Below are 14,775 nucleotides of genomic sequence, written 5' to 3'. Positions count from 1 at the left end.
CGAAGAAGACGAGGCTGATATGGCGCAATCCTGGGACAAGATCGTCACCATCGAGACGGACGGCATCGCGCATAGCTATACGCATATCCAGACGACCGAGGACGCCGCCCGCTACCTGCTCGACCATTGGTCGGCGCAAAGGACATTATCCTACCGGACGGCCGTGGAATCCTGCGCGAAAGCGCTGAAAGGACAGGTCAGCGGCTGCGCCGCCTATCTCTGCTTCATGACGGCCGTGCGGGAGGCAAACCTGCCCCTCGTGACGGCGCGCTCCCCTGCCGGCGCCGACCTGTTCGAGACCGACCTGCAACAGGCCTTGGCTGAAGGCGTGCTGCACGACACGCCGCCCATTTCGCACGGGCGTTTCTGGTGGCCGGCCTAGAGCACTTCCGGCGAACTCGGGTTCACCGGAAATGCTCTAGCCTCTTGTTTTTCCGCATTATCCGACGCCGCTTCGGCTGGAAATGCTCTAGCGGACGCGGCGGGGTGAGGCGACGAGCCGGCGCAGGTCTTCGACCTCCTCGTTCGAAAGCGGGCGAACCGTCCCCTTTTCCAGATCGCCCAGCGGCAGATTGCCGATGGCGACGCGGATGAGGCGCAGGCAAGCGATGTCCAGCGCTTCCAGCATGCGGCGGATCTGTCGGTTCTTCCCCTCGTCCAGCACGACCTCTATCCAGGAATTCCGGTCGCCCTCGCGAACCGTCCGCACCCGCCGCGCGCGCAGCAGTTCGCCGTCGTGCCTGACGCCCGCCACCATGGCGTCGAGCACCTCGCGGCCAACGATACGGTCCATCTGGACGTGATAGGTCTTGGCGACATGGGTCTCGGGATCGAGCAGCGCCTGCGCGAATTCCGTGTCGTTGGTGAAGAGCAGCAGGCCCTCGCTCGCCTTGTCGAGGCGGCCGACCGGCGAGAGATGCGTCTGGTCGAGATGCTTGAGGCAATCGAAGACCGTCGGGCGGCCTTCCGGATCGTGCCGCGTGGTAACGAGGCCGCGCGGCTTGTTCAGCATCAGGTAGACGCGCGCCTCAGCGGCGATGCGCTTGCCGTCCACCGCAATCGCCGCGCTCGAAAGATCGACCCAGGTTTCGAGATCGGTGGCGACGCGGCCTTCGACGGTGACGCGGCCGGCGCGCACCAGCTCCTCCGCCTGCGTGCGCGAGCAGAAGCCGAGCTTGGAGAGCGCGCGCGGCAGCGTTACCCGCTTGCCGCCGGCGGGTGCAGCCGCCTTGCGGCCGGCTACCGGTTTTAACGGTTTGCGGATGCCCTTCATGACGCCGTCCTTGGTTGACACATTGTCCTTGGTTGACCCTGGGGCCCTTGCCATTCTAAAGCCGGGGTCGTCCAGCAAAAACTCCATCGAAGTGAGACGCCGTTGACCCAGGACGATATTACAAGCGAACTCGTAACGCTGCGCGACTACTGGCGCTATGCGATCTCCCGCTTCAACGCGGCCGACCTCAGCTACGGTCACGGCACGACGACGGCCGGCGATGATGCCGCGTTCCTGCTGCTCGATTCGCTGGACCTGCCGATCGACGCGCTCGATCCCTTCCTCGACGCCCGCCTGCTGCCGGCCGAGCGCCGCTTGCTCGCGACACGCATCGAGGCGCGCGTGACCACCCGCAAGCCCTCGTCCTACCTCACCGGCCGCGCCTATATCCAGGGCGTACGGTTCCATGTGGACGAGCGGGTGATCGTGCCGCGCTCGCATATCGGGGAAATCCTGTTCAGCGAATATCTCGGCGAACAGGGCTCCTCCTTCCTGCCCGATCCCATGGCCGTCGAAAGCGCCGTGGACATCTGCACCGGCTCCGGCTGCCTTGCCGTTCTCGCCGCGAAGTTCTTCCCCAATGCCGAGGTGGACGCGGTCGATCTCTCCGCCGACGCCCTGGAGGTGGCAAAGCTCAATGTCGCCGAGCACGATGTCGCGGGCCAGGTCAGCCTTCATCAGGGCGACCTCTTCGCCCCGCTTGCCGGCAGGACATACGACCTGATCATCACCAACCCGCCCTATGTCGACCACGAGGCGCTTGATGGCTACCCGCCGGAATTCCGCGCCGAGCCGGCCATGGCGCATGACGGCGGTGAGGACGGGCTCGACCTCGTCCGCCGGATCCTGGCGGAAGCGGCGGATTACCTCAATCCCGACGGCGGGATGATCTGCGAGATCGGTTCGGGACGCGAAATCCTCGAAGACGAATTTCCCCATCTCGATTTCGTCTGGCTGGAAACGGCCGAATCCCAGGATGCCGTCTTCTGGATCTCCGCCGAAGCGCTCGGCGTGGCGTGATACGCCGCATATCGATCCGTGTTGCAGAAAGCCCCGGTCCATCGCCGGGGCTTTGTCGTCCTTGGCGCTTGCAACAATATAGGAATCCTATATTGTTTACTTATGGAGACGCCGAAGGACCCCTTTTCGATCAGCGCCCGCATCCGTGAAGGACTTTCGCGGCTAGCGACGGCGATGCGTGTCGACGACTGGGACAGGGCGAAGACGACCGGCCTGAACCCAACGCAGCTTGCGATCCTGACCCTTCTGGAGGGACGCCGGGAGGGCGGCCTCGGCGTCAAGGAGGTCGCCGCCCATCTCGGCGTCTCGCAGCCGACGGCGACGGATTCGATCAACGCTCTCGAACGCAAGGGGTATCTCGCCAAGCGGCCGGGGGAGACGGACCGGCGCGCGGTGCGCGTGGTGCCGACGGCGGACGGCATCGCGGTGCTGCAAACGGCCAATGCCGGCGACGGGCTTGCCGAACGGGCCATCGGCTGCCTCTACGACCGGGAACAGGAAGACCTGCTGCTCACGCTGATCAAGATGATCCGGCACCTGCAGGAGACCGACGCCATCCCCGTCCAGCGCATGTGCGTCACCTGTCGCCACTTCGCGCCCTTCGCGCATGCCGACGCGGCGCGTCCCCATCATTGCCATTTCGTCGACGCGGCCTTCGGCCAGCGGGACCTGCGCCTCGACTGCCGCGACCACGAAGAAGCCGATCCCGCTTTCCGGGCTGCCACCCGGAAAGCCTTTCAACCGGGATAATCCAACCCTCCAGGCAAACGAAAGGAAGACCACCATGTTTGCAAGACATGCAGCCGGCGCCCTCATCGCCGGAATGGCCGCGCTATGGCTGACGACGGCCGCCGCGCATTCCATCAAGGCAGAACCCTCCGAGGCGGTTCAGGCCGCCTTCGACATCATCGAGACGACGATCGCGACAAAGGGCGACACGGCCGTCTTCACCACCCGCGTTCGCGGCGAGGCCGGCAAGGACAAGCCCGATGCGACGGGCAAGTTCGAGGGCTCCGGCGTCTATGCCTATGTCTGGCCGACCAGCCTCGACAGCGGCGATATCGGCTTCGAGAAGGCGCAGGGCATCGTCGCGCTCGCCGTCACCTTCCATCCCGATTTCGACGATGCCGCCCGCGGCGGAAAGAACCGGCATGTCTGGCACCCGCACTGGGTGGTGCTGGCCGAAGACAAGGCCTGCGGCGGCGGCCTCAAGGTGATCGACATCCCCGAAGGCGCAAAGCCTAAGGTGCCGGAGACATGGCCGGGTGTGCCGCTCCTGATCGACAGCCCGGACTATCCGACCACATTCGAAGGCGACACGGTGGACGTGGAAATCCCGCTCTCGCTGATCGGCGGCATTGCGGGCGCCTCCTATGACGGCGTGACCGCGGGCCTCAAGGTCAACGGCAACCTGCATGCGCCGCTGCTCTGCGTCAGCAACGTGTTCAAGGTCGCGTCCGGCGATCTCAGCCTGCCGGGCAAGGTGACGCCGGCCGAATAGACCTGCGCCGGCCCGGCGACTGCCATCGCCGGGCCGGCAATTCCTCCCCTCCAGGCAATGAAAGGAAAGAACATGGCAAGGATTACCCCCATCGGGGCCTTGAGCGCAACGGCCAGCAGGAGAGGCCGCCATGTCTGCCACTGAATCACGGCCCGCACCGGAACTTGCGGCAAGCGCGTGGTTCAACACGCCCCAGCCGCTGACACTTGCCGGCCTTCGCGGCCGGCCGGTCTTCCTGCACGCCTTCCAGCTCCTGTGCCCGGGATGCGTCGCCACGGCCATTCCGCAGGTCCAGCGCATCGAGCGGGTCTTCGCCGAGACGGACCTCGCCGTCATCGGCATCCATACCGTCTTCGAGCACCATGCGGCGATGACGCCGGTCACCTTGCAGGCCTTCCTGCACGAATACCGGCTGAAATCCCCCGTCGCGGTCGATCTTGCCGAGGAGGGATCGGATATTCCCGTGACGATGCGGCGGTTCGGGCTGCGCGGCACGCCGTCCTCCGTGCTGATCGGGCGCGACGGCACGATCCTGCACCACGTCTTCGGCGTGGAAGACGACATCGCCGTCGGGGCGCGGATCGCGATGGCGCTCGCCGCGCCAGTCCCGGAGACCGGGGCATGACGGAAACGCCCCTGCTCAGCCTGCGCATCGGCGAAGTCGCGCCGCTTGGAACCAGGGGCGCACCGAGCGGCATCGCAAAAACCGCCGTCGCCGGGCCGCTTGCCCTGTCGGAAACCGGATTTGCCGGCGACATGCAGGGCGATACCGTGCGGCACGGCGGGCCGGAAAAGGCCGTGCACCACTATCCGTTCGACCACTACGCCGCCTGGCTGCGCGATCTTGGCCCGCATCCGCTGCTCGCCACTCCCGGCGCCTTCGGGGAGAACCTGTCGACGGTCGGGCTCACCGAAGACACGGTCGCGATCGGCGACGTCTTCAGGCTGGGCACGGCGATAATGGAAGTCAGCCAGGGCCGCCAGCCGTGCTGGAGGCTGAACGAGCGTTTCGGCCGGGCGGACATGGCGCGGGCGGTGCAGACGACCGGGCGGACGGGCTGGTATTACCGCGTGCTCGAACCCGGCACCGTCGCGCCAGGCGACGGCCTCGTGCGCATCGAAAGCCATGCGCCGGAATGGACGCTGACGCGTATCTGGCGCACCTTCTATGTCAATCCGCTCAACCGGAAGGAACTCGAGGGCATTGCCGCGCTCGACCGGCTCGCCGAGGGGTGGCGCAACCATGCCGTCCGGCGGCTCGAAAGCAACAAGGTCGAGGACTGGACGCGCCGTCTTTCGGGCTAATCTCTCCTCGGCCACGCATTACGCAGATCGAGATAGGAGGCGGCGAAGGGGCCGAAATAGCCGAGCAGGCGCAGCGTGAGGCCGAAATGGATTTCCCGCCGTCCCCTGTCCATGCCGGCGACGATCGCCCGCGCCACGATCGCAGCCTCCCGCGGCTTGACGCGTCCCATCATCGCCTGCGCCTCGGGCGGGCGCAGCGGCAGCTCGCGCTCGAATTGCGGCGTCAGCGTATCCGGCGGAAAGCAGATGGAGACGGAAATGCCGGCCGGCGCCATCTCCGCCCGCAAGGCGGCGGCAAGGCCGCGCAGGGCGAATTTCGAGGCGCAATAGGCGCTGTAGCCGGGAATACCGATCAGCCCGGCGCCCGACGAGACGATCAGCACCCGCCCCCTGCCCTTCGCGCGCATATCCGGCAGCACCGCGCGCGCGCTGTTGGCGACGCCCGTCAGGTTGATGGCTATCTGACGGTCGAAGGCAGCCGCGTCCTGCTCCAGGAAACGGCCCGGCTCGACGATGCCGGCGGATGCCACGAGCGCGTCCGCCGGACCGAAGCGGGCGGTCGCATGCGCGACGGCGCGGGCGGTCACCTCCCCATCACCGACATCGGCTGAAATGGTGAAAATCCGCCCGGCGCGGGCCTCGTCGCCTTGGGACAGAAACAGGACGGCTTCCGCGAGCCGTTCCTCGTCCCGCGCGATCAGCGAAACACGGTCGCCGCGCTCGACAAGCAGGCCGGCGACGGCAAGACCGATGCCGCTCGACCCGCCCGTCACGAGCACGTGCCGCACGCTAGAGACCCGTCATGAGACGCGCGATCTGGCTGCGGTCGATGGAATTGAGGCCGAAATTGTCCCGCACGAGCGCGCCGAGCAGCTCGGCGGTCTTCTCCACGGTTTCGCGGATCTGCTCTTGCGTGTGTTCGCTGGTGATGAAGAAGCGCAGCCGCGCCTGCCCTTCGGGGACGGCCGGGTGGATGATCGGCAGCACGTTGATCCCCGCGGCAAGCAGGTCATTCGACAGGCGAACGGCGCGTAGCGAATCCCCGACGAGGACCGGGACGACCGAATGGCCCTCGCTGAGGCCGGTATCGAGGCCGGCCTCGCGCGCCAGATCGAGGAAGAGATGCCCGTTGCGCCGGAGGCGCGCAACGCGGTCCGGCTCGGCGGCCAGCAATTCGAGGCTCGCGACGGCGCCCGCCGCCAGCGCCGGCGGCAGGCCGACGCTGTAGATGAAGCCGCCGGCCGAGCCCTTGAGCACCGTCGCCAGCGCCGCGCTGCCCGCGACATAGCCGCCGCAGCTCGACGTCGTCTTCGACAGGGTGCCCATCCAGATATCGACCTTAGTCGGGTCGACGCCGAAATGTTCATGGGTGCCGTGGCCGCCGGCGCCGAGGACGCCGAGCGCATGGGCCTCGTCGACCATCAGCCAGAAACCGTAGCGGGCGCGCAGGTCCACGAGGCGCGGCAGGTCGGCGACGTCGCCATCCATGGAGTAGATGCCTTCGACGACCACCAGGATGCGGCGGAACTTGCCGGTGAAATCGACGAGCAGCTCTTCGAGATGGGCCGTATCGTTGTGGCGGAAGAAGCGCCGGGCGGCGCCGGAAAGCTTGATGCCGGCCAGCGCGCTGTTGTGGATGAACTCGTCGTGGATGACGAGATCTTCCGGGCCGAGCAATGTGCCGAGCACCGTCACATTCGTCAGGTAGCCGCTGACGAAGACGACCGCCGCCTCCACGCCGTAGCAGGCGGCAAGGCTTTCCTCCAGCTCGCGGTGGGCCGGGCGCTCGCCGGCGACGAGCCGGCTCGCGGAGGCCGAAATCCCGTAGCGATCGATGGCCTCGCGGACCCGCGCATGCACGGCGGGATGCTGGTTGGCGCCGAGATAGTCGTAGGAGGCGAAGTTCGCGACGCGGCGGCCGTCGATCTCGGTCTGCGCGCCGGCGCCGACATCATGCATCCGGTAGAAGGGATTGCCAATCTGCGTCAGCTCGCCTGCCAGTTCCTGCATTCGGATCTGGCGATATTCGGGCAGGTCCTCGAACCGCGGCACCGGCCGCTCCGCCGGGGCCGTGGCGGCGGTCGGGCGGGCATCCATGGCGGAGACGCCGCGCATCTTCTGCAGGAGCGCGGCCTTGCGCTCCCGCGCCATGCGGCTTGCGGACGTATCGTCCATGCTTGTCATCTTCCTCTCGATGCGGCCGGGGACGACCCCATATGCTGCTCGGCCAGCGCCTCGACGTGATCGATCTCCTCGCCATCGTGCTCTGCCTCTTCGGCACGCGCAACCTTTTCATAGAGGTTGCGGACGACGGTTTCGATGGTCGTCGTGTCGCCCACGCTGGTGATCGGAATATCGAAGCCGGTCTTCTCCTTGAAGCTCAGCGCGAGCTCGACGGCCATGAGGCTGTCGAGGCCGACATCCTTCAGGACCTTGTCGCGGCCGAGCGAGCTTTCGGGAACCCGAAGGATCGTCGCCATCTCCTCGGCAACCAGCGCATAGAGCGCGTCCAGCGCCTCGGCCTCGCCCTTTTCCGCAACGAGCGCCGTCAGGTCCACGGTATCGCCGCCGCTGCCGCTGCCGGCGGGGCCTGCCTGGCGCAGCAGGACCTCGAACAGTGGCGTGCCGACGATCTTCAGGTTGCGCGCCGCGGCCCAGTCGATGGGCGAGCAGACGACCACGGCCGCCTCGACCGTGCCCGGATCGCTGCGCATATGCGCCTCGACCATGGCAAGGGCGGTTGCCGCCTTCATCGCGGTGTTGCCGATGCGGCGGGCGAGAAGATCGCCGACCTCGTCGTTGCGGGCGAGGTAGCCCCTGTCGGAGATCGCGCCGAAGGCGACCGCAAGGCCGGCAAGCCCTTCCGCCCGCCGCGCACGCGCCAGGCCTTCGAGGTAGCCGTTGGCGGCGACATAATTGCCCTGCCCCGGATTGCCGATCATCGTCGTCGCCGAGGAGAACATCAGGAAATAATCGAGCTTGTCCTTGCGCGTCGCCTTGTCGAGGATCGCGGCCCCGCGCGCCTTGACGTCGATGACCCGCCGGAAGCGCTCTTCCGTGAGGTTCGGCAGGAGCGCATCGTCGAGCACCATGGCGGCGTGGACGACGCCCTTGACCGGCGCCTGCCGGCGCAGGCCGGCAAGCAGCGTGTCGACCGCCTTCGCATCGGTCACGTCGCAGGCATGAAGGCTTGCACTGATGCCCCGCTTCTTCCAGGCCGCGATGGCGGCGTCGGTTTCCGCATCGGACGTGCCGCGGCGCGTCACCAGCGCAAGGCGTCTTGCGCCGCGCGCCGCCAGCCAGTCGGCCGCCGAGAGGCCGAAGCCGCCGATGCCGCCGACGACGACATGGATACCATCGGGATCGAACGCGACCGGCTTGCCGGCCGCCGCGGCCACGGCGTCTTGGCCCGCCTGCGGCGGCAGCAGCACGATCTTGCCGATATGGCCGGCATTCTGCATAAGGCGGAACGCATCGGCGATCTCGTCATGCTTGAAGGTGCGGTAAGGCAAGGCGCGAAGATCGCCCTTGGCGAACAGCGCGCCGAGATCGGCGAAGATGGCCTTCGTCAGCGCCGGGGCCTTCAATGGCAACTGGTCGGCGTCGATGCCGAAATAGCTGACATTGCGGCGGAACGGGCGCAGGCCGATCTTGCGGTCGGCATAGTAGTCGCGCTTGCCCAGCTCGAGGAAGCGGCCGAACGGCTTGACCAGCTCGATGCTGCGCTCCATCGCGTCGGAGAACAGCGAGTTCAGCACGAGATCGACGCCCTCCCCGCCCGTTGCCGCCTTCACGTCGGCCACGAAGGAGAGCGAGCGGGAATCGAAGACCATGTCGACGCCGAGCGAGCGCAGGTAGCTGCGCTTCTCGTCGCTGCCGGCCGTGCCGATGATGGTGAGGCCCAGCACCTTGGCAATCTGGATCGCGGCCAGCCCGACGCCGCCGGCAGCGCCATGGATGAGCAGCGTTTCGCCGGCCCGGGCGCGGCCGAGCTCGACCAGCGCGTACCAGGCCGTCAGGAAGGTGACGGGAACCGTGGCGGCGGCGACGAGATCGAGCTCGTCGGGAAGCTTCGCCAGGCCGGCGCGCCTGATCGACGTGTGCGTGGAGAAGGCCGCCGGGCCGATGCCCATCACGCGGTCTCCGACGGCAAGGTCGTCCACACCCTTGCCGACTGCCGCCACGCGGCCGGAGAACTCCATGCCGATCGTGGCGCCGGCAAAGCCGTCTTCCAGCGCCTCTTCCGGCAGAAGGCCCATGGCCCACATGACATCGCGGAAATTGAGGCCCGCCGCGGCGACCTCGACGAGAACCTCGCCGGCCGCCGGCTCCGGCCGGTCCATGCTTTCCCAATAGAGGCTGTCGACGCGCGAGGGCGCGCGCTGACGCACGGTGGCGGCGGCAAAGTCGAGATGGGAGACATCGCTGGCAGCGACGGGGCCGCTTACGGCGCGGAACGCCTCCGCGTGCCTGCCGCCGTCGACGATGCGCCATTCCCGTTCGCCGTGGCCGGCGGCGGCAAGGTCCAGCGCCTTTTGCCAGTCGTCGGGCCCCGCATCCACCAGATGTACGTCCACTTCGCTGAACTCGTTGGCGAGCACGCGCGCGAAGGTCCAGAGCCCCGTCGAGAGCGGCGACGGGGCGACCCCGCCTTCACGGGCGCCGTCCGGCGCGCCGCCGGGCAGGAGAAGCACGAGCTTGGGCCGGCGCTTCGCGTTGCTTGCCTGCAAGGCCTCGACGATCTTCGAGAGGCCGTGGGCGTCACGCGCCAGCGCCGCTTCGTCGTCAGCGCCACCCGCCGGCGCGACGTACAGCAGCAGTTCCGCGGCAAGAGCCTGCGTGATGGATTCACCGAGATCCGCCACCGGCTGGTGAAGGTCTATCGCCGGCATGGCGGCCAGCGAGCCGGCAACCGCGCCGAGCGGCAGGAACGGGACGGTATCCTTCGGCAAGCCTGCCTCGCCAGCTTCGACGGCCGGAGAAACCTCGATCAAAAGAAGCGAGCCATAAGGGCGCTGCACCGTCTGGAGCGCATTGCGCTCTGCGCCAAGCGACGAGAGCCGGCGTTTCCAGTCCCCCTCGCTCGCAAGGCGGCCGACGGGGAAGCCCTGCGACAGGCCGTTCGCGAACCAGCCGGACGTCAGGCCGAAGAAGAAATCGTAAAGCAGCGAAGCCGGCGTTTCGGCGGCGAGCAGCCGCGCACCGTTTGCAAGCCCCGCGGCAAGTGCGCCGGACAGGGCTTCGTCCGCGTCCAGCATGGCATGCAGACGGTCGCAGGTGCTGACGATCACATCGGCGCCGCGCAGCGCATCCGCCGCGCCGGCGACGGTGACCCGCCCGCTCGTCGCGAAGGCGACCTCCGCCGCGCGCCGCAAGTCGTCAGAGGGCTCGACGATGACCAGCTTGCCGCCGGCGCGGGCAGCAAGATCCGCCAGCCTGCGGCTGAAGCCCGGCGCCGTGGCGCCGACCTGAACGATGACAGGAGCGTGCCTCGCGCCATCCGCCACCGCTTTCTCGGCGGCCGCGAAGACCAGCGCGTTGCGCTCGCGGGCCTGCGGCGAATGCAGGCGAAGGGCCTGGCGCATGGTCTTGCCGCCAAGCTCCAGCGCATCCGTTCCGCCGTACCGCAGGTAATCGATATGGCGCAGCACGCCGGCGCGAATCTCGGCAAGGAGCACGGCTTCGGCGCCACGATCAGGTCGCTCCGCCGTGAATTCGGCCAGGGTTTCGCCCGTCTCGGGCAGGTCGGATGCGGCCTGAACGGTCCATACGCCGTCGCCCTGCGAGGCAAGGCCGGCCTCGCTCAGGAGATAGAGCGCGTTGGACAGGAAATCCTGGAACGCCCGGTCGCCCGGCAGGCCGGCGGGCGACAAGCGGCCGGCCGCATCCACGAGGGGCAGCACGATATCGTGGCAGGCCCGCAGCACCGCGGCCTGGAGGAGAAGTGAAGCGTCATCCGGCGTGGAGGGCTCCGGCGCCGTCATCATGAAGGCGGGAGCGGTTTGCGACGGGTTGCCGACGACGGCCTCCGCGACGGGCACCGCCTCGTAGTGGAAGGTCAGCGATGCCGGCGTATGGTGCTGCTGGAGCCAGGTCCGGCGGAAGCGGCAATCCTCCAGGAGGACAACGGGCCGGCCATCCTCGGTTTCGAGCACGAAGCGCGCCTTGATGGAATGGGCGCTGACCCGCTGGACTTCGATGCGGGCACGGTACGGCGTGACGCCGGTCGCCAGAAGAGCGACGGAGCCGAAATGGACCGGAATATAGGGCGCGCCCTCGGCATCGCCCGAAAACCGGTCGAACAGTCCGACAAGGCCGTGGAAGGCAGCGTCGAGCAGCATGGGGCTGATGCCCCAGGCCAGCATCGGATGGGCGGGCGCTGCACCGGGAGAGAGCACGACATCGATGCGCTTGTGCTGGTCGGTCCTGACGCCGGTGGCGAGGCGAAATGCCGGGCCGTAATCCAGGCCGAAGGAGGATGCGATGGTGTAGATCCGCTCCGGCGACACGTCCTCGGCCCGCGGGCCGAGCGCCTCGAGGGCCGGCGTGCGCATGGCCGGCAGCACCTTCTGGCAGCGGCACACGACGTGCAGGGTCCAGTCGTCCGCGCTCAGCCGCTCGCGCGAGCGGATTTCGATCGTGCCGGTTTCCCGAGAGATGACCGTCGACAGTTCGACCATGGTGGCGCCGAGTTCGAGCGGACGCAACAGCTCGATATTCGTGAGCTGCACGGCCTCGGTGCCGAGCGCCTGCTGGGCCACCTGGAGCGCGATCTCGATGAAGCCGGCGCCCGGCATGATCGCCCGGCCATCGACGACGTGTTCGGCAAGGTCCGGGAAGAGGCGTGCATCGAGATGGTTCTTCCAGGCATAGCTGTTCGGGTCCGCGCGCCAGCCGGCCAGCGAATAGGGCCGGGTCATGTGCCGGCCGAACAGGTCGTAGCTGTCCGTGGTCGGCGTGCCGGTCATGCATTCCGGCTCGAAGGGGATGCCCGGCAGGTCGACCACCGCATTGCGCTGCGCCCGCGGCAGGGCCGCGCCATGCGCCAGGGCACGGATGATACAGTTCGCAACCGGATCACCCGTATCCTCGCTCTTGTCGAGCGTCGGAACGAGCTGCGCAGGCGCGCCGCTCGTCTTCACGGCATCCTTTAGATAGTTGGTGAGAATCGGCCTCGGCGAAATTTCCATCAGCAGGTTGCAGCCCTGCGCCAGCGCCTGCGCGACCCCTTGCATGAAATAGACCGGCTCGCGCACGTTGCGCCACCAATAGGCGCCGTCGAGTTCGATGCCGTCGATCCGCTCTCCCGTCACGGTGGAGATGAAATCGTATTCCGTCGCCCGCGGCGCGATCTTCGGCAGCGTGCGGAGGAACTCCTCCTTCGCCTCGTCGACCAGCGGATGATGGAAGGGATAGTCGATTTCCAGCAGCTGGACCGCCAGCTTCTGGCGGCGGCCGATGGTACGCAATGCCGCGATCTCGTCCTTCGGACCGGAGATCGTGACGGAATTGCCGGCATTGACGGCAGCGACGGTGAGGCCGTCGAGACCGTTACGACGGATGAAATCGCGGGCGGCCTCTTCGCCGCATAGCGCCGCCGCCATCGTTCCCTTGCCCTTGGTGATGTGCTGGCAGCGGGAGCGGACGGCGACGACCGCCACGGCATCGACCAGCGACAGCGCGCCGGCGATATGCGCGGCGGCGACTTCGCCGATCGAGTGGCCGAGGACTGCCGCCGGGCGGATACCGGCGCCGATGAGGCATTGTGCCAGCGCCACCTGGATCGAGAACAGAAGCGGCTGGGCGACGCGCGTATCGGCAAGGCGCTCGGCGAGATCGTCTGCGACGAGGAGCGCCGTGAGCTTTTCACCGATCTGATCCTCGAACAGCGCGCTTATGGCGGAGAAATGCCGGCGGAAATCCGGGTTGGTGCGCAGCGCGTCTACACCCATGCCGGCCCATTGCGCGCCGTTGCCGGCAAACACGAAGGCGACCCTGGGTTCGCCGACCGGCGCCTCGCCCACGGCGGCAGCCATGCCGGCCAGCCCGGCAAGCTGGTCGTCGATCACCGCGACGATGTCGCGGGGCTTTCTTACCTGCGTGACGAAACGATGGCGCATCGGCGTCCGGCCCGCGGTCGCGGCGGCAACGAGCGCCGGTGCAGATGCCTGGTCCGCCGTGCCGGCGAGCCGGTCGCGATAGTCTTCCAGCAGCGTGCGAAGCGCGGTTTCCGTATGGGCCGAAACCATGAAGTAGCCGCTCTCGGTCGCATTGCCCGCGGCAGCGCCCTGACGGGAAACCGGATCGGAAACGACGACATGCGCGTTCGTTCCGCCGAAGCCGAACGAATTGATGCCGGCAAGGCGGGGGCGCTGGCTGCGCAGCAGCGGCAGCGGCGTCGACGTCACGCTGACATTGAGGCCGTTGAAGTCGATGGCATCGTTCGGCGTATCGAAAAACAGCGATGCCGGGAGATAATCATGCTCGAGCGCCATGACGGCCTTCAACACGCCGAAGAGGCCCGATGCCGGCTCCGTATGGCCGATATTGGTCTTGATGGAACCGAGCGGGATAGGCGCGTGGCGCTTCTGGCCGAGAACCTGGCCGATCGCCCAGACCTCGGCCGGATCGCCGACCTTCGTGCCGGTGCCATGGCCTTCGATGAAGGCCACATGGTTCGGGTCGATCGCCGGATCGGCATAGATCGTCTGGAGAAGGCGTGCCTGCGCCTCCTGGGAGGGCAGAGAAATGCCGTTCGTCCTGCCGGCGGAGTTGACCCCGGTCGCGAGGATGCGGGCACGGCTGCGGTCTCCCGCGGCGTCCACCCTGTCGCTACGGCGCAGGACGACGGCCACCGCCCCTTCCGCGCGCACATAGCCAGACGCGTCATTGTCATAGGCGCGGCAGCGGCCCTCGGGAGAAAGCATGCGCGCCTGCGCAAAGCCGACGAACGGCAGCGGGTGGATCAGCAGATTGACGCCGCCGACGATTGCCGTGTCGATTTCGCCCCGGTTGAGCGCCCGCACCGCCTGGTCGAGCGCGACCAGGGAGGACGAACAGGCCGTGTCGATCGTCAGGCTCGGCCCGCTGAGGCCGAAGATGTGCGAGATGCGATTGGCGACGATGGACAAGGTGTTGCCCGTCATGAAATACGGGCCGCCCGCAGCAGGATCTTCCGTGGACAAGTTGGCGCCGTCGAGACTGGACGCGCCGATATAGACGCCGATCGCTTCTTTCTGCAGGGAGGAGATGGAGAGGTTCGCATCCTCCAGGGCGCGCCAGGTCACGGACAGCAGCAGGCGCTGCTGCGGATCCATCGCCATCGCCTCGCGTCGCGAAAGGCCGAAAATACGCGCATCGAACGTATCGATATCATCGACGACGCCGGCCGCGAACGTATAGGTCTTGCCGGCGCTGCCGACGGGATGCCAGAAGCGCGACCGGTCCCAGCGATCCGCGGGAACTTCGGTAACGGCGCATTCGCCCCGGCGCAGCAGATCGAACAACTGCGAAGCGGAACCGGCTCCCGGAGCAACAGCGGCATATCCGATAATTTCAACGGTCATGAGCACCAAACATCGTCACTATCGCCTAGTCCTAAAGGCCTGTCGGGAAACAGTTGTTTCCGAAGACCTCGCATGGCTACACCCTGAGTTGTTCGCCGTCCTAATATAAT

At 67.4% G+C, this 14,775-nt stretch carries 10 protein-coding genes; 6 read left to right on the top strand and 4 right to left on the bottom strand.

Annotated elements, in window-relative coordinates; genetic code table 11:
• Positions 1-19: 19 nt before the first annotated feature.
• Positions 20-382 carry a DUF982 domain-containing protein gene (locus tag Q9316_RS03590; RefSeq protein ID WP_306033879.1) on the top strand — a complete coding sequence of 121 codons (363 nt, stop codon included), beginning with the start codon at positions 20-22 and terminating at the stop codon, positions 380-382.
• Between the two features lie 87 nt (positions 383-469).
• Here the strand turns inward: Q9316_RS03590 and Q9316_RS03585 are convergent, their stop codons facing one another.
• Positions 470-1,273, bottom strand: coding sequence for a pseudouridine synthase (locus Q9316_RS03585; RefSeq protein WP_306033878.1), 804 nt, complete (start codon positions 1,271-1,273; stop codon positions 470-472).
• Positions 1,274-1,375: 102 nt separating this feature from the next.
• Between Q9316_RS03585 and prmB the strand changes: the two genes are divergently transcribed.
• The 5 genes from prmB (at position 1,376) to Q9316_RS03560 (ending at position 5,099) form a co-directional block, all read left to right on the top strand.
• Positions 1,376-2,293, top strand: a complete 918-nt coding sequence (gene prmB / locus Q9316_RS03580; protein ID WP_306033877.1) for a 50S ribosomal protein L3 N(5)-glutamine methyltransferase — start codon at positions 1,376-1,378, stop codon at positions 2,291-2,293.
• A 174-nt stretch (positions 2,294-2,467) separates the two neighbouring features.
• On the top strand, positions 2,468-3,043 hold the full coding sequence (locus Q9316_RS03575) for a MarR family winged helix-turn-helix transcriptional regulator (RefSeq protein ID WP_306033876.1): 576 nt from the start codon (positions 2,468-2,470) through the stop codon (positions 3,041-3,043).
• A 34-nt stretch (positions 3,044-3,077) separates the two neighbouring features.
• Positions 3,078-3,794, top strand: coding sequence for a hypothetical protein (locus Q9316_RS03570; protein ID WP_306033875.1), 717 nt, complete (start codon positions 3,078-3,080; stop codon positions 3,792-3,794).
• Between the two features lie 130 nt (positions 3,795-3,924).
• On the top strand, positions 3,925-4,419 hold the full coding sequence (locus Q9316_RS03565) for a redoxin family protein (protein ID WP_306033874.1): 495 nt from the start codon (positions 3,925-3,927) through the stop codon (positions 4,417-4,419).
• Positions 4,416-5,099, top strand: coding sequence for an MOSC domain-containing protein (locus tag Q9316_RS03560; protein WP_306033873.1), 684 nt, complete (start codon positions 4,416-4,418; stop codon positions 5,097-5,099). The genes Q9316_RS03565 and Q9316_RS03560 overlap by 4 nt, the downstream gene beginning before the upstream one ends.
• On the opposite strand, the gene Q9316_RS03555 is transcribed toward Q9316_RS03560, so the two are convergent.
• Genes Q9316_RS03555 through Q9316_RS03545 form a run of 3 tightly spaced genes read right to left on the bottom strand, consistent with a single transcriptional unit; the run spans position 5,096 to position 14,665 of the window.
• Entirely contained in the window at positions 5,096-5,887 is a 792-nt protein-coding gene (locus Q9316_RS03555; RefSeq protein ID WP_306033872.1) for an SDR family oxidoreductase, read from the bottom strand. The two genes, Q9316_RS03560 and Q9316_RS03555, sit on opposite strands and share 4 nt — an antisense overlap.
• A 1-nt stretch (position 5,888) precedes the next feature.
• On the bottom strand, positions 5,889-7,274 hold the full coding sequence (locus Q9316_RS03550) for an aminotransferase class I/II-fold pyridoxal phosphate-dependent enzyme (RefSeq protein ID WP_371877949.1): 1,386 nt from the start codon (positions 7,272-7,274) through the stop codon (positions 5,889-5,891).
• A gap of 5 nt (positions 7,275-7,279) precedes the next feature.
• Positions 7,280-14,665, bottom strand: a complete 7,386-nt coding sequence (locus Q9316_RS03545) for an SDR family NAD(P)-dependent oxidoreductase (RefSeq protein ID WP_306033871.1) — start codon at positions 14,663-14,665, stop codon at positions 7,280-7,282.
• Positions 14,666-14,775: the final 110 nt, after the last annotated feature.

Origin of the sequence: Shinella zoogloeoides, from assembly GCF_030733845.1 — a bacterium.
Classification (GTDB): Bacteria; Pseudomonadota; Alphaproteobacteria; order Rhizobiales; family Rhizobiaceae; genus Shinella; species Shinella zoogloeoides_C.
This window is presented reverse-complemented; position numbering and strand designations above follow the sequence as displayed.

Excerpts from the sequence above, each read along its gene's own strand:
- Q9316_RS03550 (WP_371877949.1), bottom strand. The coding sequence starts at position 7,274 with ATGGACGATACGTCCGCAAGCCGCATGGCGCGGGAGCGCAAGGCCGCG.
- Q9316_RS03565 (WP_306033874.1), top strand. The coding sequence starts at position 3,925 with ATGTCTGCCACTGAATCACGGCCCGCACCGGAACTTGCGGCAAGCGCG.
- Q9316_RS03575 (WP_306033876.1), top strand. The coding sequence starts at position 2,468 with ATGCGTGTCGACGACTGGGACAGGGCGAAGACGACCGGCCTGAACCCA.
- Q9316_RS03570 (WP_306033875.1), top strand. The coding sequence starts at position 3,078 with ATGTTTGCAAGACATGCAGCCGGCGCCCTCATCGCCGGAATGGCCGCG.
- Q9316_RS03590 (WP_306033879.1), top strand. The coding sequence starts at position 20 with ATGGCGCAATCCTGGGACAAGATCGTCACCATCGAGACGGACGGCATC.
- Q9316_RS03585 (WP_306033878.1), bottom strand. The coding sequence starts at position 1,273 with ATGAAGGGCATCCGCAAACCGTTAAAACCGGTAGCCGGCCGCAAGGCG.
- Q9316_RS03560 (WP_306033873.1), top strand. The coding sequence starts at position 4,416 with ATGACGGAAACGCCCCTGCTCAGCCTGCGCATCGGCGAAGTCGCGCCG.
- Q9316_RS03545 (WP_306033871.1), bottom strand. The coding sequence starts at position 14,665 with ATGACCGTTGAAATTATCGGATATGCCGCTGTTGCTCCGGGAGCCGGT.